This window comes from Alteromonas sp. AWQ4_252 (assembly GCF_056158205.1).
The window spans coordinates 3,671,157-3,694,636 of sequence record NZ_JBSWSV010000001.1; the positions used below are offsets into that span (position 1 = coordinate 3,671,157).

Genomic DNA, 23,480 nt, shown 5'->3' on the forward strand with positions numbered 1-23,480 from the left:
CGCTTTGTTTGATTCCCCTTTCCCGTCCTTGCCAACAAGGCCATTTACGCCCGGGTTAGAGGTGATTATTCAACAGTGCTAAACCGTTGTTTAAACACATTGGTTAAAAAAAGACGCGGTAGTATACTAGGAGGTTTTCGCAGAGTCGAGAGGGAAACACAGACAATTAACAGGAAATTGCGGGTAATGTAGATTTTAGTGGGTGTTTATTGCAATAGTGGGAAGTAATGGTCGGTGAGACAGGATTTGAACCTGCGACCCCTTGGACCCAAACCAAGTGCGCTACCAAACTGCGCCACTCACCGAGATATGTTCGAAGACGTTGGATAGGCGTCAAAGAATTAAGTATTAGATATAACCGGGGGTATTCACGCATTGCCTCTAAAAAAGAGAAGTGGGGTGGACGATGGGACTTGAACCCACGACAACCGGAATCACAATCCGGGGCTCTACCAACTGAGCTACGCCCACCACTGTGCAATGCTATGTAAGCTAATTGTACGATATCAAATTACTGATGTCAGTACTTATTGCCGACTCGCCGATGGCGCGTCCGGCAGGATTCGAACCTGCGACCCACGGCTTAGAAGGCCGTTGCTCTATCCAGCTGAGCTACGGACGCCCGACGAATCGAAGCTTACATAAAGTGGTCGGTGAGACAGGATTTGAACCTGCGACCCCTTGGACCCAAACCAAGTGCGCTACCAAACTGCGCCACTCACCGACAGTGTAAGGCAAGTAATGTTCCCTGCCGTTACGGGGTGCGAATACTATAGCCAACATCCCATCTCGTCAAACACTTTTTTCAACAAAAATGCTGACCGCTCATATTACGCGCAATCTTCTGAATTTTTAACCAGTGTGAAGTAAAAACAGCTGCATTTTCACTTTGGCAAGGCATGATAACTTGTGAAACAATATATACAACAACGTAATGACATGAGAAGAACACATTCATGAGCGCCCACCTTATCGACGGCAAAGTAATAGCTAAACAAGTTCGCCAACACGTTTCTGTTTACGTAGACTCGCTTAAAGAAGCGGGAAAACGCTGCCCTGGACTTGCGGTGGTCCTGGTTGGTAGTGATGCAGCCTCCCAGGTCTACGTAGCCAATAAACGCAAAGCCTGTGAAGAGGTCGGTTTTGTGTCCCGTTCCTTTGACCTGCCAGCAGAAACAAGCCAGCAAGACTTACTCGACCTTATAGATTCACTTAACGATGACAACGAGATAGATGGCATCTTAGTACAGCTTCCCCTTCCCGCGGGCTTGAATGCAGAGCTGATCCTAGAACGCATCAAACCCCACAAGGATGTAGATGGTTTCCATCCGTATAATATCGGTCGCTTGGCCCAGCGCATACCTGCCCTGCGCCCTTGTACTCCCAAAGGCATCATGACAATGATCGAAGCCACTAAGCGCCCGGTAAAAGGTCTGGACGCGGTTATTGTCGGTGCCAGCAATATCGTAGGACGCCCTATGGCGTTGGAACTGCTGCTCGCAGGATGCACGGTAACCACGTGCCACAAATTTACTCAAGATCTGAAGTCTCATGTCAGTCGCGCTGATTTGCTTGTTGTTGCCGTGGGTAAGCCCAACTTCATACCCGGGGACTGGATCAAACCCGGCGCTATTGTGATAGATGTGGGTATTAACAGGCTTAGCGATGGCTCTTTAGTTGGTGACGTAGCTTTCGATAAAGCAAAAGAACATGCCGGTTGGATTACCCCCGTGCCAGGTGGTGTGGGGCCGATGACAGTGGCCAGCCTTATAGAGAACACCCTCGAAGCGTATGTGAAGTATCATTCATGAGGCAAAATGACCGGGTGGTAAGCGCCACCCGCGCATGGCTTGAACAAATCGTGATAGGCCATCATTTTTGCCCTTTTGCAAAACCCGTTCACGATATAGACGCCATCCGCTACACCACAAGTAAATCCGAAGATTTTGCGCATGGGTTAGAATTGGTTTATCAGGAATGCCTTTATTTGAGAAGCCATTCCGACACCGCCACCACACTAGTTATTTTTCCACACGGATTCGAAGAGTTCGATAGCTACCTTGATTTACTGTCAATGGCAGAACAATTCATGGCCCAGAACGGAATGAGCGGAGAGTTTCAGCTCGCCAGTTTTCATCCCGATTACCTGTTCGACGGCGAACCGGCAGACGCACCTAGCCACTTTACGAATCGAAGTCCTTTCCCCATTATTCATATCATTCGCGAGGAGGATATTGAGAAAGCGATGAAGGGAAAGGATGATGCATCAACGATTTTTGAACGCAATATGGTCAGGGCAAATCAATTGGGCAGGGATCACTTTGCCAACCTCCTGCGTAACATTTTGCATTCGCCAATTGATGACAATGAGGTTGACTGAATTTACAACGACGATGGGAACAGGAAAGGAGCCGCCTGATATTCAGTCAACCCGAATTCCCACTCCGTAAACCACTGCCCGCCCGATTGGGTTTCGATTCTCAGCTGCACAAAATCATCACCATGACCGAAGGCCAACAACAATGTCAGTATTTCGCCCTCCTGCCCCTCTATGTCAATACGCGTTATTTCGGCAATATTAGACCATGTCTGCGGCAAATAGGGCTTTACCGAATTAAATTCAAAATTTAACAGCCCTGTTACCCGGCGCATTAACGCTTCACTTTCCGCTGCTGTAATTGTTGTCTGTTTTTGTTGCGATACCTGCCATTTTGCAGGTTGTTCGTCAGACTTATTGATCTCTAACAAAGGTGATTGCGGCCTGGTTATGGCAATACGCCGTACATCATCAGTTTCCCAAGGCAGAATTTCAGAACTCAACCACGCCGCAGTTCGCTCAGGTAAACTAAAGTACTTGTCTACCAACAGGCTTGTTGCTTCTTCTGGTTGCCTTACATAAGAGCCCCTGCCATTTACAGCGCTTCTGCCAACCAACAAAGAAAAGACATCTTGGCGTCCGCCTAACTCGATTAAAACCGATTGAGAACCACTGTCTCTCACATTTTCCACACCCAGCCGTGAGTACCTTTCAGGATTAGACGTTTTAGGCTCTAACACTTTTAACTGCATCAATTGGTTGGCAAGTTCAGCCAGCTTTTTAGTGTCCGCAGGAAATGTCATTATCGTATCAAGATGAGTTGCAAGCCAACGGTCAGAGTCTTTCACCGCAGAAAACAGTACGCCGTTCTGATCTTCTATCTTCACTCGTTGAATATCTGAGGTAGTACTGGCGATATCAGCCAACAGTTGTTTGCCTGCACTGTGCTGTTGCGATTGTGCAGTATCCCGTTCGAGTAACCACCAGCCAACACCGCCGCTGACAATTGCTATCAGAACCAATAAAGATAACCTGAGCATTATGCTGCCCCCTTGCCGGAAAACTGCTTACCAGGCCGCCGTTTTAGCAGCATTGAGAGCAGGAAAAGAACACACAACTGGACGATAGGAGCAATGACGATGTTGACGATTTTTAAGCCGTCACCTAAGCGATCGATTTCCCGTTCCAGTTCATATCGTACTTTCCTCAGTTTCTGTCGAATAGCGACGCGCTTCTGGATTTGCTCATCAATTTCCACTTGCTGCTGATCAGTGAAAACTATCGCTCCTCCCTGACCTTGCTGACCCTGCAATTCCAGGAGTTTTTCTTCCACCGCTGCTAGCTGTTGCTGCAAACGTCGTTCTTCTTCACGGTATTTTTCTTCAGCCCGTGTTTCTAACTCATCAACCCTGTCAAAGGGCCGTGCGAAAGACCCCCTTGCACGAACGCTAATCAATGCATTGGAACCAATGAGATTTTCAACACTATTCACAAGAAAATCACCATTGTTAGCAAATGGTGTTAGCAGTGTGTCTCCATAGAAAATGGACTGTTGAATCCAGTACTCATCTGAAAGTAAGTCAGCATCCATAACTACGATAAGGTTTAAATCATCTGTTTTTTCCCGGTAGTTTTCTGCTAGTGCCCCTGAGGCTGGACGGTCAAAATAAGCCCGCGCGCTGCCGCTGTAGCGGGCCGCGAGAGTATATAGTAACGTATTGCCACCGAACCCTCGCTGCAGCGATTCCGGGTCCAGGGTCATCGCGTAATCATCTGCATTAGTGAGACCAGCATTCTTAGACGACGCCATCAGGGTTTCCATGGTCAAGCCCGGCTTATTAATGCGATATAGTAGTCCAAAACTGCTACCGTTAATGGAGTCAAGATTGGCAGTAGTAACATCGTGTCGGTCAAGCTGATTGGCAGTGAGGCCTAGTAAACCAAAATGCTTGGTAACCGTGCCATCCTGGTTGCGCACATCCAGCCCAAGCTGTGCATCAAGTACCACATCCGATAACCCGGCTTGCACTCCCCAGCCTTTTAGCAGAGGGAAAGTCGATGAGTTTGCTTTCCGGTTCCGAATCAGAGCGTAAGAGTCCGCTTCGTAGTGTGGGTCAAGAAACGCCAGGACGCTGCCGCCATGCATCGCAAACTGGTCAATATCATAGAGCAAACTGTCTGACAGGTTTTGAGGGTGTAGTAACATCACCAGGTCTGTACCTTCAGGCAACACTTTATCTTGCCGGGACACAATATGGATGTTGTAGAGTTGGGCCAGCTGCTGATAGAAAACCATGGGCCTAGTGTATTGACCAGTAATAGGGTCTTGCCCGCCTGCAACCGGTAGGTCAGTGACTAAAGCCAGTGTCATGGTTTCAGGCTCGCTGAGCTGATACACCAACTTACTAATATCATATTCCAAAAATTGCTCATTTTTTTGGTCAAAAAAGGGGATTGCGTAGGTGTCATCAACCAAATTTGTTCCAGCTAATCCAAAATAAATTGCTTCTCCCAAATGTCCAATGGCTGCACTCGTCAAACCGAATTGATTTGCGAGATCTTCTTCCTCTGAAAATGGAACGGGATCGATAACCTTAAGATTTACCTGCCCCCGAGAAGCCTGCACATACTCATTTAACAGACTTTCTATACGATGGGCATAATTTCGCAGTTTCGTCATGCCAGTGGTCGACGAATTCGAGAAGAAATAATAGAGGGTAATTGGCTCTTCCAGGTCAGATAGAACCTTTTTCGACCCCGGTGACAATGAGTAAACTGCGTTCTGCGTAAGATCAATACGGTACTTGCTAGCCAGTTTATTGTTAATAAACACCAGGAATACAAATGATACCAATAGGAAAAATAAGCTGAATAAAGCGGTGACTTTTCTCATTAGGCCGCCTTATTTTCATCAAGGATGATGGCTCCAGCATAAAGCCAGGCGATTATAACAAGAAGAAAGTAGATAATATCATTGGCCGCTAGCACACCTTTTGACATGGCGTCAAAATGAGTTAGAAAGCTAAACGATGCAATGGTGTCTACCACGTCATTAGCAGCCCAATTCTTAAACATGTCCAGCACAATCTCCGAACCGCTCACTACAAACAGAAAGCACAAAACTACAGCAACGATAAAGGCGACAACCTGACTTTGTGTCAACGTAGAGACGCACAGACTGATAGCTAAAAATGCCCCGGACATAAGCCAGCTACCAATGTAAGCAGCAATGATAATTCCGTTATCCGGCGTACCTAGGTAGTTAACAGTGAACCACAGTGGGACTGTCATCAAAAGTGCTAGAGCGAGGATAAGCCAGCACGCGAGAAACTTACCGATAACGGCTTCTGCAACTGAAACCGGCAATGTAAGCAGTAATTCGATGCTACCTGATTTGCGCTCTTCGGCCCAACTTCGCATAGCTATTGCAGGTACCAGAAACAAGTACAGCCAGGGATGAAAACTAAAGAAAGGCAGTAAATCAGCCTGGCCACGGTCGTAAAAGTCACCAAGAAAAAAAGTAAACACACTGCTTAACACTAGAAATATTGCCAAATAAACATATGCTATTGGCGTGGAAAAAAAGCTGCCGAATTCTCTTCGAGCAATAACCAGACTGCCACTCATTACATCTGTTCCCCTGCTGCACTACCCGTAGTTATTTCACGGAAAACATCATCCAGCCTGCCGTTTTCAATGGTAAATTTGTCCACCGGTAAGCGGTAATGACTCACGTGCTCAGTCACAGGTGCCATAATAAGCTTTCCCGCTTCGGGAAACAGTGTGACATCGCCGGTATGTCGATTGACAACCATTTCGTCTACTCCATCAATTTCGGCAAGACCAGAAATATCTGCAGCGTAGCTAAAATGCAGAGTAATAGCCTGATGATATCGCGAGCGATGTTGTAATTCTGAAGGGGTTCCATCAAAACAGAGTTTCCCCTTCGCGATAATCATGGCTCTGTTACACACGGCGGTAACTTCTTCTAAAATATGGGTAGATATAATCACTATTTTGTCGCTGGACAAAGCGCGGATAAGCTCTCGAACTTCGTGCTTTTGATTCGGATCCAAACCATCAGTTGGCTCATCGAGGATAAGAATATCCGGGTCGTGCATGATAGCCTGGGCTAGTCCTATTCGATGACGAAACCCTTTTGACAATTTTTCAATGTGACGGTTTAACACATCCTGTAAAGCCACTTTCTCAATGACATGAGCCAAGCGCGCTTTTCGCTTTTTACCACGTAAACCACGCACTCCCGCAATGAAATGAAGAAATTGAAAGACTGTCATATCGTTATAAAGCGGTGCACCTTCCGGCAAGTAACCAATGCGCTGTTGTAGTTTTTTGGTGTACTTTTCCATTGACAAACCGTCGATGGAAATTTGACCTGCAGTGGGGGCAAGAAAGCCCGTCAACATTTTCATGGTCGTGGATTTTCCAGCGCCATTAGGCCCTAGAAAACCGACAATTTCACCAGGCTTAATGGTAAAGGTGAGTTCATCTACCGCGGTAATTCGGTTAAAGCGTCGACTTAATTTTTCTACTGCGATCATAGCGTTCCATCAGCTATTAGTTAGTCAATTGTAAGTCACCTAATCCGGGTAGTTCAGGCGTTCTATGAAAATCCAATTTATTATAGTGACATATTTACTTGCATCAATCACCGTTTTTAACCCCCTTCTTTTGGTGTACCTCACTATAAATAGCAAGCAAAAAAAAGCCCTGCAAAAAGCAGGGCAAGAAGAAACTGGGATCCAGGGAACCAGAGGTGTGCCCAGCCACAACCCCCTTTTTATTTCGAGTCGTATCTTAATTGCCCTTTGTGTGATAATTATGACAAAAGACTAAAATCAAAATTTCATTAAAAATCGAGCTAATACGTTGTGAATATTCAGCCCATTGGTGTTATCGCTACGCCATTTAAACAAAAGTTCGCCATTCCCCGACAGCCTAATCTGACTTGTGCAACAGGCAGCATCATATTTAACGGCGAGTTTAATGATCCACAAGCATTTGAGGGCATCGATGGCTTTAGTCACTTGTGGTTGTTATTCCATTTTCACGCAACTGCCCAGCGGGGATGGAAACTTAAAGTAAAAGCACCGCGTCTGGGTGGGAACAAGACTATGGGCGTTTTTGCCTCCAGAAGTACCCACCGCCCCAACGGGATAGGTATGTCAGTGGTAAAAAATGAAGGCCTTTATGCCGAAAATGGGCAGGTCCGCCTGCGCGTCAGTGGCGTCGACTTGCTAGATCAGACTCCCATTATTGATATCAAACCCTATTTGCCTTATGCCGACCGTGTGGACGGGGCCACAGACCAACTGGCTGGATATCAGCCAATACCCCACCGTGAAGTACACTTTTCCTCAACAGCAAGCTCAGATATTGCGGAACTGTCTGTTACCTACCCTGAAGCTGACACGCTGATACGCACAATCCTCGCACAAGACCCAAGACCCGCTTACAAACAACATCTGGATGATGACCCCAAAGTTTATCGGGTAGCATTATTCGATAAAGACATCTCATGGTATGTAGACAAAGGGAAAATCCTGGTACTTTCCGTCGAAAACTGTGTGTAGCACTCTCTTACAGAAAAGGAATTGAAAAAACGACTTTTTTGGCTTTTTCTATACTGCTAGAATGACGCGATTTTTTTATTCTTTGCTAAAGGACGTTACCCGTAATGCGCACAAGCCAATATCTGCTGTCAACGCAAAAAGAGACACCTGCAGATGCAGAAGTTATCAGCCACCAGCTCATGATTCGAGCGGGTATGATCCGCAAACTCGCAGCTGGCTTGTATACCTGGTTGCCCAGTGGCTTGCGGGTTTTGAACAAAGTCGCTTCTATCGTTCGAGATGAAATGAACAAAGCCGGTGCTATTGAAGTGCTCATGCCCGTGGTCCAGCCTGCTGATTTATGGGAAGAGTCCGGTAGATGGGAAGAGTACGGGCCAGAATTGTTGCGGATTAAAGACCGTCACCAACGAGACTTTGTGTTAGGCCCAACACACGAAGAAGTCATCACCGCTTTGGTGCGAAATGAAATCAGTAGCTATAAACAGCTACCGGTAAACTTATATCAAATTCAAACCAAGTTTCGCGATGAAGTCCGTCCCCGTTTCGGCATCATGAGAGGGCGGGAATTTACAATGAAAGACGCTTACAGTTTTCACCTCGACGAAGCGTCTTTACAACAAACCTACGATGTTATGTATCAAGCATACAGCAACATCTTCACCAGGTTGGGATTAGATTTTCGCGCGGTAATTGCTGATTCCGGTGCTATCGGTGGCGCAGTATCCCATGAGTTTCACGTACTTGCAGACTCAGGTGAGGATGCCATCGCGTTTTCTACGGAATCTGATTACGCAGCGAACGTTGAGATGGCAGAAGCTGTTGCGCCTTCAACAAAAGGCATTCCCAGCGGCGCTGCTGAAACAGAATTTTCGCTAGCCAGTGACACAAATGTAGACAGTTTAATTGCAAAGGGTGACCTCAACGCAGCCAATACACTACAAGTTGTAGTAGTAAAGGCCAACAGTGAAGACGCTAGCGAAGAATGGGTAGCGTTAGTTTTGCGAAGAGATCACGAGCTAAATGCAGTTAAAGCAGAAAAGCATCCATTAGTCGATACTCCACTGACCGTTGCGAGCGCTGAAAAGGCACAATTGGTGTTGGGTTGCTCCACCGAGTTTGCAGACCCCAGAAAACTGCCAATAAACAGCATTGTTGATCACAGTGCAGCCGCATTAGCCGACTTCAACTGCGGTGCCGGAAAAAATGGTGTCATGCTAAGCAACGCTAATTGGCAATCTGCGCCACAGAGTGCTGATATTCGCAACGTGGTCGCTGGCGACCCTTCACCATGTGGGAAAGGGACATTAGACATTAAACGAGGCATTGAAGTAGGTCACATTTTTCAGTTAGGTGACAAATATTCCAAAGCTATGAATTGTGGCGTACTGAGTGAAACCGGCAAACATCAAACACTAACAATGGGCTGCTATGGTATAGGTGTTTCACGTATCGTTGCCGCTGCTATTGAACAGAACCACGATAAGTTCGGAATTAAGTGGCCAATGGCAATTGCACCATTCACCCTTGCGCTTATTCCTATGAATATGCACAAGTCTCAGCGCATTAAAGAGACTGCTGAAGACTTGTATGACACCCTTCGAAAACAGGGTGTGGAGGTTTTATTTGATGACAGGAAAGAACGTCCTGGCGTTATGTTTAATGACATGGAACTCGTGGGTATACCTCACAGTATCGTTATTGGCGAGCGAAACCTTGACAATCAGCAGGTCGAATACAAAAACCGTACTACCGGTGAGAAAACCCTGTTAGATATCGATAAAGTTGGCGAGTTTATTTCGACGTTATAAACTTAACAGATATGCTGGGGCGTAGTAACCCCGGCGTGGTCGTGTCAGGAGATAGCATGCAGCTCACCTTTTATGGAGTCAGAGGTTCCATTCCCACACCAGGAAAGGAGTATGTCAGGTACGGCGGTAACACTGCCTGCGCACACCTTAATCTCGCGGATGGCACCGACATCATCCTCGACGCGGGTACCGGAATTCGCGAACTTGGCAATCAGCTTGTAAAAAAACAGACCCCCATCCATTTGTTGTTATCCCATAATCACTGGGATCATATTCAAGGATTTCCTTTTTTTGCCCCCATCTATCAACCAAACAGGGAAATAAACATCACTCCAGGCATGACAACACTGCCAGAGTACGATCAAATCCTTCAACAAATGCAAGGTTCTGTATTCCCCGTTCCGGCCAGTGCGTTGACATCCAAAATAACAGTAAAACCCATACCGGAATCAATAGACAGTTGGCGAATCGGCAACGCGACAATTACTCGTCTGGCAATGAATCACCCTGGAAAAGGCAGCGCCTATACCATTGAAGCGGACGGCGCCAAGGTGGCTTATATTACAGATAATGAACTTTACCCCCCTTATAAAAAAGAAACTGATTTTCTGACGTTCGTGGCGTTTGCTAAAGATGCTGATGTCATTATTCATGATGCACAATATATGATGTCAGATATGCCGGCTAAATCAGGCTGGGGGCATTCAGTTGCAGAGGAAGCGGTAAAGCTGGCCATGGCTGCGAATGCTAAGCGATTAGCCTTGTACAGCCATGATCCGGAACGGACCGATGATGACATTGATGCGGTTGTAGCTCACTGCAAAGAATATATTACTATTGCTCAATCTGATGTATCTGTTTTTGCAGCTGCAGAAGGGCAATCCTTAACTTTTTAAGTATCAGGTAATATTGTGACCAAAGTACTGCGCTTTATTTCAGGCTTATTATTTATTGCATTTTCCTTTTATTCAGTTGCCCAGACTGACGAGGAGAACACCGACGGAGCAGAACAAGAGCCGCTGCGCCCTGCAATCCTGAGTTCCCGTTTCAAAGCCGATCGGGATGCTCTTAGTAACTTGTTCTCTGTCACTCAACACCATCCAAACTATATTCTGCCCATTACCTATGTCACAAATCCAAATTCTACCGGTAATCAGGATCTTACCCCAGAAAACGTAGATAATGCGGAAGCCAAATTTCAACTCAGTGTTAAGTTACCTTTGTATCTGAAAGAAAGTAGTGCTGATGGCCTGTATTTTGGCTTCACCCTCACCTCTTTTTGGCAGCTTTATAACAGCGAAGTGTCAAAGCCTTTTAGAGAAACGAATTATCAACCTGAAATTTTTTATCAGCAAGAAGCTGATATTACATTGCTTGGTTATGATTTTAATGCCTTTCAAGTTGGCTTCAACCACATGTCAAACGGGCAAAGTGGTGAGCGCTCACGAAGCTGGAACCGCATTTATGCATCTGTGTTATTTAGCGATTACGATGATATCTACTACTTGAAAACCTGGTATCGAATACCAGAAGATGAAAAAGCCGATCCTCTGGACCCAACGGGTGACGACAACCCGGATATTAATGATTACTACGGTCGGATGGAATTTGGCTATGGCACCCGGCTTGGTAACTTTAAACTATTGGCATTGCTTCGCAACAACCTCAATTTTGGCCACAACCGGGGAAGTATTCAGCTCGACCTCACCTACCCTATTTCCGATCGCTATGAGTTACTACTTCAATATTTCAATGGGTATGGTGACTCACTCATTGACTACAACCGAAGTCAGGAACGCATAGGTCTAGGTTTCCAGCTTACGTTTCTTTGATGAGTCTTCAACTCTGCGTTTCATTTTAATTAATAACACCTGCGGCCCGAAAGAGTTGCAGGTGTACGTTTACTAATGCATTAATGTCCCTCTGGTATCCCCCGCCTATGACACAGGCAACGGGTAAGCCTTCACGCCGACACCATTCAAGCACAAGCGAGTCCCGCGCAAAAACGCCTTCAGTCGATATATTTATGAGCCCGAGATCATCATTTTCGTGGACATCTACACCAGCGTCATAGATAACAAAATCCGGGCTACATTGCCTGAATGCCAGAATTAGTGCTTGTTCTAAGGTTTCCAAATAAATTGCATCACCTGTGCCTTTATCCAAGCCAATGTCTAAATCTGATGTTTGTTTACGATGTGGGAAATTTTTTTCACCGTGTAGGGAAAGGGTAAATATTCTTTCATCAGACTGGGCAAGCACAGCTGTTCCATCACCCTGATGGACATCGCAATCGATTATCATGACTTTGTCTATACCGGTACGTTTAAGCATTTTCCTTGCCGCCAAATAGAGGTCGTTAAACAAGCAAAAACCCGAACCGAAATCGTGAAAAGCGTGATGATAACCACCGGTAAGATTCAAAGCCATGCCATATTCGCCAGCCAATCTCGCAGTTTCGCAGGTACCACCTACAGCGGTTAACGAACGGGTAATTAATTGCGAAGACCAGGGAAATCCAATGCGGCGCATTGCCTTGGCATCCAACTCACCGTGACACAGGGCACGAACATAACGGGGACAGAACTCACCAGATAAATCCTGTTCTGTAACCGGTTCTGGCAGAACAAACTTATCAGATGGCACGCCACGGTTTACTAACGCGTCGTGAATCCCCTGATATTTTTGAATGGGAAACCGATGGCGGACCGGTAAGTTCAGTTGACTATAAATAGGATGAAAAACCAGTGGCGTCAAAATACAACTCCGTGAAATTACACGAGATACTTATGATGCCATAAAATTTGCCATGATACGTGTTAAGCAGTTAAAGACGTTACTACATGATGCACATTAGTCGCCATATGCTTCATGGTATCGGATATATCCTGTCTTTGCGACAATGCGAGATAACGTTCGGACGATTTAACAGAAGCGCCCGTTACATCTTCAACTTGCTTTAAAACAGATTCCTGCTGATCAGCCGCTCTGTTTAGCTCCACAACTACACCGGCAGTCTCCCGAATGTCATAAACTACATCTCTTAGAGTTGTTAGTGCAATAGATGCTTCTCTGGCGTTGTTATCAGCCTGTTGCTTACCTGTTTGCATTGCAACAACCGCACCTTTTGCCTCTGCTTCAAATCCGGACAATATATCGTTTATTTCACGTGTGGAATGTTGTGTTTTAGCAGCAAGAGCTCTGACTTCATCGGCAACCACAGCAAAGCCCCGACCATGCTCACCGGCTCTGGCAGCTTCTATTGCAGCATTTAAAGCGAGCAGATTTGTTTGATCTGCAATTTCATTAATAACGTTCACCACTTTGAGTATATTTGCACTGCGGTGCTGTAGCGCGCTGACAATATCACTGGAAGTATTCACAGTTTCAGCCAGTTGTATGAAACCTTCATTAGCCTTTTCAAACGTTGAAAAACAGGCCTTTACGTTACTTTCTGACTTATTGGTTGCCACAGCCACTTGATCCGTAATGGCCACCAGGCTCTGTACAATTTGCCTGAGCTCATCGGTACTGCTGTCCAGCAAGCGGCTGTTGTTTTGCTGATCTTCAGCACCAGACAAAATATCGCGACTAACGTCTTCTAGCCGCATAACAGATTCTTTGACACGGTTTTGAGCTTCAGACAATAAAGCAACAGAGTTCTTGAGTTTGTTTTGCAGCGCTCGGGCGGAATCCGCCAAGACACCTAATTCATGCCTACTCTGATAAGTAAGCTCATAATCGTAACGACTATCAGCCAGACCCGATATGCAGTTAGCGATGTGTCTGATGGGGGTAATGACCTCTTTGCGCAAACGATAGATAAGGTAATAAACTGAAATAAATGACAAAACTATCGCAGTACCCAGTACAATCCACAGTGTTTGCCTAGTGTTACGCTGCAACGAAGTAAATGCATCTGAGGACTGCTTGGCGATACCCTCCGCTACCTCAGTAAGTAGTGTTGCAGGCTCCCTGTCAATGCCTTTTACAAAGGTATCCGCCACTTTAGGGTCAAACCCAGACGCTATAAATGCTTCATAACCCTCGCGGTACTTTATCGCCATATGACTGTGAGCGTCCAAAAATCGATTAATATCATCCCTGGCTTTAGCGTTTAACACTTCATTATTAAGCAATTGCTCAAACCGGCTACGAACTTCAGCTTCCCGTAATTGAAACCGCTGCCAGTATTTTTCACGGTTTGCGTCGTCGTGGCCCCTTAATAGTGTATTTTTCCATTCCTGAACCTGAGTTTTAAAGATATTTAGAATGGCGGTTACATCACGCTCAGACTGAATTAGGGTGTGCTCAAGTTCATCAAAATTTTTTGATAACGCGAATGATTTATACAGTGAGACAATATTAAGCGCGACGAGCACAAAGACCGTAGCCATAACAGGAGTCATTACTAACCGACTAATACTGGAATAATTAAACACGTTAAAGCCCGACTGGTTTTTAGACGAAAGTATTAGAAAGGAAAAGCATTACAGTAATGTGACACTTATGCTGGTTGCTAAAATTTTTTTCTGCGCGTTTACAGGCCAGGTCGGTAAGACCGACAATCATCAATAAAAACGTAGCCTCCGAAGCTATTAACAGCGTAATAACAAAAACAGATTGCTCCAATCGAAATAACCCATTTTGCAAAAAATCAGATTTCGTCGATATTTTAAGGGCCTGAAGTAACACTAAACCTTTCGCTAGAGGAAAATATAATGAAATTAATACTTCTCCCCGTTGTAGCCGCGGTCTCGATGGCCCTGTCGTCCACAGCGATATCGTCTACGATGGAGCAAAACGCCAAAGTTGTTGGCGAAGCGCCAAAAAGCAATTCGTTTTGGTGGCCAGAACAGCTTGATTTATCCCAACTGCGCGCACACAGCATAGAATCAAACCCCTACGGCGATGATTTTGACTACGCAGAAGAGTTCGAGAGTTTAGATTTAAGTGCCGTTAAAGCGGATATCCAGGAGGTATTGACATCGTCACAACCATGGTGGCCTGCAGACTATGGTCATTACGGACCATTTTTTATTCGTATGGCATGGCACGCTGCTGGAACATATCGAACTATTGACGGTCGCGGTGGTGCGGGCGGTGGTCAGCAACGTTTTGACCCATTAAACAGCTGGCCTGACAACGCTAACCTTGATAAAGCCAGACGACTGCTTTGGCCTGTAAAACAAAAATACGGCCGCAGTATTTCCTGGGGAGACCTTATTGCATTAACCGGTAACGTAGCTCTGGAAGATATGGGCTTTACTACCTTCGGCTTTGCCGGAGGCAGAATTGATGATTGGGAACCAGACAACGTTTACTGGGGCCCTGAAGAACAAATGCTCACCGACCAGCGTCGCGATGAAAAAGGTAACCTTAAAGGACCATTGGCAGCGGTAGAAATGGGATTAATTTATGTAAACCCTGTTGGCCCTCACGGTAACCCTGACCCTCTTCTAGCCGCAAAAGATATTCGTATGTCTTTTGGACGTATGGCCATGAACGACGAAGAAATTGTTGCATTGATCGCGGGAGGTCACACTTTCGGTAAGGCACACGGCGCGAAAAAAGCGGACTGTCTGGGCAAAGAGCCGGCAGCTGCAGCCCTTGAGGATCAAGGCTTCGGCTGGAAAAACAAGTGTGGAAAGGGCAACGCTGAAGATACCATGACAAGTGGACTCGAAGGTGCCTGGACGGTTACTCCTACCCAGTGGACAACAAACTATCTGGATAACCTCTTTAGTTTTGAGTGGAAACAAACCAAAAGTCCTGCTGGTGCAATACAGTGGATCCCTACTTCAGAAGCAGCAGCGCAAATGGTGCCAGATGCCCATGTTAAAGGTAAGCGCCACGCGCCAATTATGTTTACTACTGACCTCGCGCTAAAAGAAGATCCTGCATTCAGAGAAATCGCGCTGCGATTCCAGAAAGATCCCAAAGAGTTTGAACTTGCTTTTGCCAAAGCCTGGTTTAAGTTGAACCACCGTGATCTCGGTCCCAAAGCACGCTATCTTGGCAGTGAAATTCCAGCCGAAGATCTGATTTGGCAGGATCCAATCCCTGCGGTCGACCATGCCCTGATTTCTGAAAAGCAAGCATCTGCGTTAAAAGCGTCTATTCTGGATAGCAAACTTTCGGTGCAGGAACTCGTTCGCGTAGCATGGGCAGCAGCTGCCAGCTACCGTGATACTGACATGCGCGGAGGCGTAAACGGCGCACGTATAGCCCTTGCGCCACAAAAAGACTGGGAAATAAATAATCCCGCGGAAGTGCAAAAAGTGCTTTCTGTACTTAAAGATATTCAGCAAGACTTCAACCGAGGTTCATCAAAAGCCAAGGTATCTCTGGCCGATATGATTGTACTGGGGGGTGCGGCTGCCATTGAAAAAGCCGCTTCCGATGCAGGTGTTGACGTCACCGTTCCTTTTGCACCAGGTAGAGCAGATGCAACCCCGGAGATGACAGATGTTGATTCTTTCGCTGTGCTTGAGCCAACAGCTGACGCTTTCAGAAATTACTACACGGAAAATGAGTATCGTTCTCCTGCAGTAATGATGGTGGACCAAGCTGACAAATTGGCATTAACGGTTCCTGAAATGACAGTACTACTAGGCGGAATGCGGGTTCTGGACGCCAATGCAGACGGCTCTTCTCACGGTGTATTCACCACTGAACCTGGAAAACTTAGCAACGACTTCTTTGTAAACTTGCTCGACATGTCAACGCAGTGGAAGAAATCTGATGACAATATCGGATTATATGAAGGCGTAGACAGAACATCTGGAGAAGTACGCTGGACGGCAACGCCGGTAGATCTTATTTACGGATCTAACACGGAGCTTCGTGCAATTGCTGAAGTTTACGGCTCTGCCGATGCGAAAAACAAATTCATCAATGATTTTGTTAACGCCTGGGTAAAAGTAATGAGAAATGACCGCTTCGATATGAAGTAAATTTGAAAAGACTCAAAAGACTTTTTTGAGAACTAAAAAAACCCGATAAATACGTTTATCGGGTTTTTTATTTAAAAACTCTTTTTACTTTTTACGGCGTGCTACAAAAAGACCGCCTAACGCTATAAGCATTAATGAAAAAGAATGTGGTAACGGTACACTTACATCAATATCACCGACCTGGCCAAAGCGGATATTATCGATTGCGAAGCCCGCTGGTTCACTTCCTACCAGATCTAAGAACACACCAGCGATAGATGCAGTATTATCATCTGTGGCTAAACCAAGGAATTCAATACCTGTCATTGTATTGGCTACAGAACCAATCAGGCTACCGTCACGGGCAAACGCTGTAATTGCTGTAGATCCAACTGCGTCAAAAAAGCCACCGTCAAATCCTACACCAAATTGATCAGTGCTAAACAGTACTGCAATACCACCGTTGAAGGTAGGCGTTCCGCTCAATACAGGAGAAGTCGGGTTTGCGCCGTCAGCAACGATTGCTGTATCTGGGGCTGTAGGGTCAAGCATCAATGGAGAATCTGGCATACCTACGATACACGCTGTTGCAGCGGCTCCTGGACAATCTGTCCCTGCGTCTGCACTCAACGTTTGACCCATAAACCAACCGTCAAAAGAGACATCTGGTGCGTCCGCACCACCGCCGTAATCTGCAGAGGTGTAAAACGGGTTAACCGTTCCCAGTGCAAATTCAGAGAATGTGATTTGACCAGCAGAAGCATTAAAATCAGTTTCGCTTAATGCCACTATGCCAGCATTGGCCGTACCGCATAGAAACAAGGCCGATAGTAGTAACTTTTTCATCTTTATAACTCCGTTTAAACCATGTATATGTTGCTTATTATTTTTCAGCACTTATAGATTGCAATAAACATTCCATATAAAATTTGAACAATTAAACAAAGAGTTACGAAAAAACCGAAAAGTAAATGTAAATATTACAAACACAAAATTAACATTACGAGGCTAAAAACTACTACTTTAGTATTAATAAAGCCCATACTTAGATGGGCTATACTCGTGGACTCATTAGCTAAAAAGCTTATTCCCATTCAATAGTTGCTGGTGGTTTTCCAGAAATATCGTAAACCACACGAGAAATACCATCGATTTCGTTGATGATTCGGTTAGACACCTTTCCTAAGAAATCATATGGCAAGTGTGCCCAGTGAGCCGTCATGAAGTCGATAGTTTCTACCGCACGGAGGCTTACTACCCAGTCGTATTTACGTGCATCACCCATTACACCTACCGAGCGTACTGGTAAAAATACCGTAAACGCCTGACTTACCTTATGATAAAGGTCGGCATTATGGAGCTCTTCAATAAAGATAGCATCAGCCCGACGAAGTAAATCACAGTATTCCTTTTTAATTTCGCCAAGTACCCTAACGCCCAGTCCCGGTCCCGGGAACGGATGGCGATATAGCATGTCATATGGCAAACCCAACTCGAGCCCAATTTTGCGAACTTCATCTTTAAACAGTTCGCGCAATGGCTCAACCAAGCCCATTTTCATATCTTCAGGCAGACCACCAACATTGTGGTGGGATTTAATCACGTGGGCTTTTCCTGTTGCGGACCCGGCCGATTCAATCACATCCGGATATATAGTGCCCTGCGCAAGCCATTTTGCGTTAGTCAGCTTAGAGGCTTCCTCGTCAAATACCGCAACGAACTCGTTACCGATAATCTTACGCTTCTTCTCCGGATCCGCTTCACCTTCAAGACGAGCCAGGAAACGGGCTTCCGCATCCACTTTGATAATGTTCAACCCAAAGTGATCACCAAACATATCCATCACCTGCTGGCCTTCATTTAAGCGCAGCAAGCCGTTATCAACAAATACGCACGTCAGTTTATCGCCAATTGCACGGTGAATAAGCATGGCGACAACAGAAGAGTCCACACCACCTGACAGACCCAGGATCACTTCATCATCACCCACTTTTTCTTTGATGCGGGCAATGGCATCCTCAATAATTGCACCCGGCGTCCACAGCTTCTCACAACCGCAAATATTCATCACAAAGTGAGTAAGCAAACGCTGCCCTTGACGAGTATGTGTCACTTCCGGATGGAACTGTACCCCATAGAAGCGCTTCTCTTCGTTATACATGGCGGCATGAGGACAAGATGGCGTCTGTGCAATGGTTTCAAAGCCTGGTGGAATTGATGCCACTTTATCGCCGTGACTCATCCATACATCCAGCAACGCGTTCCCGTTATCACCAATGTGATCTTCAATTTGCGCCAGCAAATCGGTGGCTTTTAATACTTCGACCTGGGCGTAGCCAAACTCACGTTTGTTAGATCCCAATACACTGCCACCTAATTGCTCTGCCATAGTTTGCATGCCATAGCACACCCCCAAAACGGGCACACCAGCTGAAAAGACATATTCAGGTGCGCGAGGAGAGTTAAGCTCGGTTACTGATTCAGGTCCGCCTGACAATATAATGCCATCAGGGTTAAATTCGCGGATTTGCTCTTCAGTGACATCCCAGGCCCACAACTCACAATAAACACCAATTTCACGTACACGACGTGCAATGAGTTGTGTGTATTGAGAACCAAAATCCAATATGAGTATGCGCTGGCTGTGTATATTCGTGGTCATGTTTTTACTCGTAAAATAAAACAGAAAGGCTGGTAAAATTACCAGCCTAATCAAACTACTAAATTAGCGGCGTTTAGCCCAAGCGGTAGTTGGGTGCTTCTTTTGTTATGCTGACATCGTGAACGTGAGATTCCCCCATTCCTGCTGATGTTACCCGCACAAACTGTGCTTTCGTGTTTAACGTTGGGATATCTGCGCATCCGGTCAGGCCCATTGCTGAGCGAAGTCCACCCATTTGTTGGTGAATAATAGTTGCAATTGGGCCTTTGTAAGCGACCCTGCCTTCTATACCTTCAGGTACCAGCTTCTCTGCGTTATCTGAAGCCTGGAAGTAACGATCTGACGAACCATGCCGTTGATTCATCGCTCCCAAAGAGCCCATACCGCGATAAGACTTGTAATACCTGCCCTGATATAACTCTACTTCACCTGGTGCTTCTTCGGTACCGGCCAGCATACTTCCTACCATGACACAACTGGCTCCGGCAGCAAGCGCTTTAGCAATATCACCGGAAAAGCGAATACCACCGTCAGCAATCACCGGAATGCCTGTTCCTTCCAGCGCATCAACAGCATCTGCAATAGCAGTAATTTGCGGTACACCGCACCCAGTGACAATTCGGGTAGTACAGATAGAACCGGGACCAATACCCACCTTAACACCGTCTACTCCAGCGTCAGCAAGGGCTTTCGCTCCATCTGCCGTTGCCACGTTTCCGGCTATAATTTGTAAATCAGGATAAGCATCACGGATGCGACGTACCTGATCGATCACACCTTGTGAGTGGCCGTGTGAAGTATCAATTAATAATACATCAACGCCCGCATCAACCAAACCGGCTATGCGTTCGTCTGTTCCGGCACCCACGCCAACGGCGGCACCGACGCGTAACCGGCCAAGAGAATCTTTACACGCATTGGGTTTGTTTTCCGCTTTCTGGAAATCCTTAACAGTAATCAAGCCTTTCAGCTTAAACGCATCATCAACAACGAGAATTTTTTCAATGCGGTTAGCATGCATCAAATCTAAGACTTCGTCGGGATTCGCCCCTTCTTTTACTGTAACCAGCTTCGCCTTAGGTGTCATCACCTGGCTTACCGGAAGATCAAGACGATTTTGAAAGCGCATATCACGACCAGTAACGATACCAATTAAATTATTGTCTTTATCAGTAACTGGAAAACCTGAATAACCCAGGTTTTTACTCATTGTGAGTACTTCACCAATGGCGGTTGTTTGTTCAACTGTCACCGGATCGGAAACTACGCCAGATTCGTACTTTTTCACTTCGCGAACGTGCTTTGCCTGCTCTGCGGGCTCCATGTTTTTATGAATAAAGCCAATACCGCCTTCCTGAGCAAGGGCGATAGCCAGGCGCGCTTCAGTAACCGTATCCATAGACGCAGATACCATCGGGATATTCAGCGACACGCCACGGGTCAGTTTAGTCTGTAGGTTTGCTGTGTGAGGGAGGACAGTAGAATGTCCCGGTACCAGCAATACATCATCAAAGGTAAGAGCTTCTTGAATGATTCTGAGCATGCAATAACACCTGAATAAGTGGAGAGTTAATTGCGGCGCAATTGTAGTGTTTTTTAATAATCAGGTAAACTCTAATCGTATTAAACCTGAATATTTTTTGTCTATGATTTTCAACACTCCGTCTACGTCCCGTCAAATATTGACGGTCACCAAGCTTAATCGCCTCGCTCGAACTGTGCTAGAAGGTGAAATCGGGCTTATTTGGCTGTCTGCTGAAATATCGAATTTTGTCTGTGCTGCATCCGGGCACTGGTATTTTACTTTGAAAGACAGCAAGGCCCAGATAAGGGCCGCCATGTTCAAAAACACTAACCGCTACTGTAAACAAAGGCCCAAAGAAGGTGACAGAGTACTGGTGCGCGCCTCAGTTGGTCTTTACGAGCCCCGGGGAGACTATCAACTGGTAGTGGAGCACCTTGAGCCCGATGGCGAAGGACATTTAAAACAGGCATTTGATGCGCTCAAAGCCAAACTACAGCGCGATGGGTTGTTTGATGCTGAGGCCAAGCGGCCACTACCTGAAGTCATACAGCGGGTTGGCGTTATCACGTCCTCTTCTGGCGCAGCGCTGCATGATGTACTTACTGTGTTAAAAAGGCGAAGCCCTTCTACGGAAGTCATTGTGTATCCCACCATGGTTCAGGGCGAGCAAGCGCACATATCCATCATCCGAGCACTGGAAGCCGCCTATCGCAGAAATGAAGTTGACGTAATATTACTTACCCGAGGTGGGGGTTCATTGGAGGATTTATGGTGTTTTAACAATGAAAGCCTCGCCCATTGCATATCGGCGTCTCCGGTACCTGTAGTTAGCGCGGTAGGCCACGAAGTAGATGTGACAATTGCCGATTTTGTTGCCGACGTGAGGGCACCAACTCCCTCGGCAGGCGCAGAATTATTGAGCAGGGACCAGGAAAGCCTGTTAGCCGCCTGTCGCGAGAAAGAGAGGCAGCTGGTTAGAGCATGGATGCAGCAGGTACGAGAATTCAAGCATAAAGCGACAATGATAGGTGCTCGTCTTAAGGCGGTACATCCTTCCAGAAGACTGGAAAACCAGGCGCAAACGTTAGACCGATTATCACTCTCTTTGAATCATGCCATGACTGCGCGATTGTCTCAGGAACGAAGGACACTGAGTCAGTTGCAGAATAAACTGGCAAACATGACGCCGGTGAATCGTATTGTGCGAATGAAAGATCGCCACGAGAGCCTGCACACAGCCCTGCATCGTGCGTGTTTGCAAATACTTAAAGACAAACAACGTGCGCTGGCTAGCGCCGCAGGCGTACTGCAAAGTGTCAGCCCCCTGAATACCCTAAGCAGAGGCTACTCTATCTCAATGATAAACAACACTCCCCTGACTGATATTGAGGACGTAAATAACGGCGATATTCTGGAAACCCGCTTAGCAAAAGGCATAATCACCAGTAAAGTTATCTCTGTTGATACAAAGAACTAAAATAAAAATTGCAAAGTGGCTTGAGCAACGTGATAGCTTGAGTCACACTAGGTCTTCTACTATCACAGGATGTACCGTGTATAAGGTGTCTATTGTGCTGCTGAGTGCCTTATTTTTCGGTTGCCAGCACGCTCCAACTCCCCAGCCAACAAATGAATCGTTTCTCCCTGAGTATAGGGTGATGGCGCCTATATCCCTGTATGGGACTTACCCGAGCAAAGCATTGCAAGATATGTGTGAAAAGGTTCGCTCCAGTGGCGAAGCTTGTGTGGAAGATGTATTGAACGGTAACTTGTTTGTTACTGATTTGGCACAACGAGGCTGGTTTGACGAGGTACTGGCGGCGTCCAATGACGTCGATTATGAGCTGCTGATTGCCTCTTTAGGCACCACCTCGTCTGAGTCAGCCTCTCACAACGATTCACCAAAGGCTCGATATTTCACTGAAATTACAGTTCAGTGGCGTGGGGTTGAAATTGACAGTGCCATTTATTCCTCTCAGCAAGACGATAGTAAAGACCAACAAGCCATCGTCAGTGACGTCCTCGAACACTGGTGGTTACAGGTTATTGCCAAAAAAGTATTTTCTGCCGCATATCTATTTGAAAAGCTTGAAGCCAGCGACTACTTGTCAGACATGACTGTGCCAGAGCACATCGACAGCTTTACCCGTTTAGATACACAGCTTTATCCCGACCCATTTAAGGGCGTTATCACTCGCTATGTTCATCCCGAGTATGAAGATGCACTACTTGATGTAACTGTAGCGCCTGTACTCAACATTAACAGTGGCAATGAGGCTGAACGGTTGCAGCATGCTTTGAGAGTAAACCTCAATGAGGCCAGGCAGATGGCAGAAGTGCAGTCCATGAATTTGTTTGTGGATGAACCTGTTACCCCATTCGTGACCCCTGGCGAAGACGGCGAGCTATACAATGGCTATCGAATGGCGGTTCATGCTGTCTTAGCTGAAGCAGAACCCATTTATGCCACGACCTATGTGTTTGAAATGAAAGATAAGTTGGTTACTATCTCTACCACTTTTCCGGCCAGAGTAGCCGACACCTTGGTCGCCCTGGCATTACCCAAAATCAAAGTACCAGGGCCGTCGCCTCTGATGGATAGTATTCGTCGTATCCAAACAGAGTCGCAAAAACAGTAA

Annotated in this window: 18 protein-coding genes and 4 tRNA genes; 9 read left to right on the plus strand and 13 right to left on the minus strand. The window is 46.2% G+C overall.

What is annotated here, in order from left to right; genetic code table 11:
* Nucleotides 1-228: 228 nt before the first annotated feature.
* From ACXACM_RS16160 to ACXACM_RS16175, 4 genes are all read right to left on the minus strand, one after another.
* Nucleotides 229-305: transfer RNA gene (locus ACXACM_RS16160), tRNA-Pro, on the minus strand.
* A gap of 90 nt (nucleotides 306-395) precedes the next feature.
* Nucleotides 396-471: transfer RNA gene (locus ACXACM_RS16165), tRNA-His, on the minus strand.
* A gap of 74 nt (nucleotides 472-545) precedes the next feature.
* A tRNA-Arg gene (locus ACXACM_RS16170) sits at nucleotides 546-622 on the minus strand.
* Between the two features lie 25 nt (nucleotides 623-647).
* Nucleotides 648-724: transfer RNA gene (locus ACXACM_RS16175), tRNA-Pro, on the minus strand.
* A 232-nt stretch (nucleotides 725-956) separates the two neighbouring features.
* Here ACXACM_RS16175 and folD point away from each other — a divergent pair.
* Both folD and ACXACM_RS16185 read left to right on the plus strand, forming a co-directional pair.
* A complete protein-coding gene (gene folD, locus ACXACM_RS16180; protein WP_474823025.1) occupies nucleotides 957-1,811 on the plus strand; it encodes a bifunctional methylenetetrahydrofolate dehydrogenase/methenyltetrahydrofolate cyclohydrolase FolD in 855 nt (284 codons plus the stop codon).
* A complete protein-coding gene (locus ACXACM_RS16185; RefSeq protein ID WP_474823026.1) occupies nucleotides 1,808-2,380 on the plus strand; it encodes a DUF1415 domain-containing protein in 573 nt (190 codons plus the stop codon). The genes folD and ACXACM_RS16185 overlap by 4 nt, the downstream gene beginning before the upstream one ends.
* A 2-nt stretch (nucleotides 2,381-2,382) precedes the next feature.
* Here the strand turns inward: ACXACM_RS16185 and ACXACM_RS16190 are convergent, their stop codons facing one another.
* The 4 genes from ACXACM_RS16190 to ACXACM_RS16205 are packed head-to-tail and all read right to left on the minus strand — an operon-like array spanning nucleotide 2,383 to nucleotide 6,879.
* Nucleotides 2,383-3,357 carry a DUF4340 domain-containing protein gene (locus ACXACM_RS16190; protein ID WP_474823027.1) on the minus strand — a complete coding sequence of 325 codons (975 nt, stop codon included), beginning with the start codon at nucleotides 3,355-3,357 and terminating at the stop codon, nucleotides 2,383-2,385.
* Nucleotides 3,357-5,210, minus strand: coding sequence for a Gldg family protein (locus ACXACM_RS16195; RefSeq protein WP_474823028.1), 1,854 nt, complete (start codon nucleotides 5,208-5,210; stop codon nucleotides 3,357-3,359). Before ACXACM_RS16195 ends, ACXACM_RS16190 begins: the two co-directional genes overlap by 1 nt.
* On the minus strand, nucleotides 5,210-5,944 hold the full coding sequence (locus ACXACM_RS16200) for an ABC transporter permease subunit (RefSeq protein WP_474823029.1): 735 nt from the start codon (nucleotides 5,942-5,944) through the stop codon (nucleotides 5,210-5,212). The genes ACXACM_RS16195 and ACXACM_RS16200 overlap by 1 nt, the downstream gene beginning before the upstream one ends.
* Nucleotides 5,944-6,879 (minus strand): ABC transporter ATP-binding protein, encoded by a 936-nt coding sequence (locus ACXACM_RS16205; protein WP_474823030.1) that lies wholly within the window; start codon nucleotides 6,877-6,879, stop codon nucleotides 5,944-5,946. Before ACXACM_RS16205 ends, ACXACM_RS16200 begins: the two co-directional genes overlap by 1 nt.
* A gap of 330 nt (nucleotides 6,880-7,209) precedes the next feature.
* Here ACXACM_RS16205 and tsaA point away from each other — a divergent pair, with 330 nt between their 5' ends.
* From tsaA to ACXACM_RS16225, 4 genes are all read left to right on the plus strand, one after another.
* The gene (gene tsaA, locus ACXACM_RS16210; RefSeq protein ID WP_474823032.1) at nucleotides 7,210-7,911 is read left to right on the plus strand and encodes a tRNA (N6-threonylcarbamoyladenosine(37)-N6)-methyltransferase TrmO; all 702 of its coding nucleotides are present in this window, start codon (nucleotides 7,210-7,212) and stop codon (nucleotides 7,909-7,911) included.
* Nucleotides 7,912-8,015: 104 nt separating this feature from the next.
* Nucleotides 8,016-9,719, plus strand: a complete 1,704-nt coding sequence (locus tag ACXACM_RS16215) for a proline--tRNA ligase (protein ID WP_474823033.1) — start codon at nucleotides 8,016-8,018, stop codon at nucleotides 9,717-9,719.
* A 56-nt stretch (nucleotides 9,720-9,775) separates the two neighbouring features.
* Nucleotides 9,776-10,615: an MBL fold metallo-hydrolase gene (locus ACXACM_RS16220; protein WP_474823034.1), complete on the plus strand. Its 840-nt coding sequence runs from the start codon at nucleotides 9,776-9,778 to the stop codon at nucleotides 10,613-10,615.
* A 15-nt stretch (nucleotides 10,616-10,630) separates the two neighbouring features.
* Nucleotides 10,631-11,551, plus strand: a complete 921-nt coding sequence (locus ACXACM_RS16225) for a phospholipase A (protein WP_474823036.1) — start codon at nucleotides 10,631-10,633, stop codon at nucleotides 11,549-11,551.
* A 25-nt stretch (nucleotides 11,552-11,576) separates the two neighbouring features.
* Here ACXACM_RS16225 and ACXACM_RS16230 read toward each other — a convergent pair whose 3' ends face one another.
* Nucleotides 11,577-12,479, minus strand: a complete 903-nt coding sequence (locus ACXACM_RS16230) for a histone deacetylase family protein (protein ID WP_474824386.1) — start codon at nucleotides 12,477-12,479, stop codon at nucleotides 11,577-11,579.
* A gap of 59 nt (nucleotides 12,480-12,538) precedes the next feature.
* Complete coding sequence (locus tag ACXACM_RS16235) at nucleotides 12,539-14,116, minus strand: methyl-accepting chemotaxis protein (RefSeq protein ID WP_474823037.1); 1,578 nt, start codon at nucleotides 14,114-14,116, stop codon at nucleotides 12,539-12,541.
* A gap of 396 nt (nucleotides 14,117-14,512) precedes the next feature.
* Between ACXACM_RS16235 and katG the strand changes: the two genes are divergently transcribed.
* Entirely contained in the window at nucleotides 14,513-16,675 is a 2,163-nt protein-coding gene (gene katG, locus ACXACM_RS16240) for a catalase/peroxidase HPI (RefSeq protein ID WP_474824388.1), read from the plus strand.
* Between the two features lie 84 nt (nucleotides 16,676-16,759).
* On the opposite strand, the gene ACXACM_RS16245 is transcribed toward katG, so the two are convergent.
* The 3 genes from ACXACM_RS16245 to guaB all read right to left on the minus strand — a co-directional run bounded on the left by ACXACM_RS16245 (nucleotide 16,760) and on the right by guaB (nucleotide 20,859).
* Nucleotides 16,760-17,500, minus strand: a complete 741-nt coding sequence (locus ACXACM_RS16245; protein WP_474823038.1) for a PEP-CTERM sorting domain-containing protein — start codon at nucleotides 17,498-17,500, stop codon at nucleotides 16,760-16,762.
* 238 nt (nucleotides 17,501-17,738) lie between these two features.
* Nucleotides 17,739-19,316, minus strand: coding sequence for a glutamine-hydrolyzing GMP synthase (guaA, locus tag ACXACM_RS16250; protein ID WP_474823040.1), 1,578 nt, complete (start codon nucleotides 19,314-19,316; stop codon nucleotides 17,739-17,741).
* A 73-nt stretch (nucleotides 19,317-19,389) separates the two neighbouring features.
* Nucleotides 19,390-20,859 carry an IMP dehydrogenase gene (gene guaB / locus ACXACM_RS16255; protein WP_474823041.1) on the minus strand — a complete coding sequence of 490 codons (1,470 nt, stop codon included), beginning with the start codon at nucleotides 20,857-20,859 and terminating at the stop codon, nucleotides 19,390-19,392.
* A 103-nt stretch (nucleotides 20,860-20,962) separates the two neighbouring features.
* On the opposite strand from guaB, the gene xseA reads away from it, so the two are divergent.
* A complete protein-coding gene (gene xseA / locus ACXACM_RS16260; RefSeq protein WP_474824390.1) occupies nucleotides 20,963-22,318 on the plus strand; it encodes an exodeoxyribonuclease VII large subunit in 1,356 nt (451 codons plus the stop codon).
* A gap of 76 nt (nucleotides 22,319-22,394) precedes the next feature.
* On the plus strand, nucleotides 22,395-23,480 hold the full coding sequence (locus tag ACXACM_RS16265) for a hypothetical protein (protein WP_474823042.1): 1,086 nt from the start codon (nucleotides 22,395-22,397) through the stop codon (nucleotides 23,478-23,480).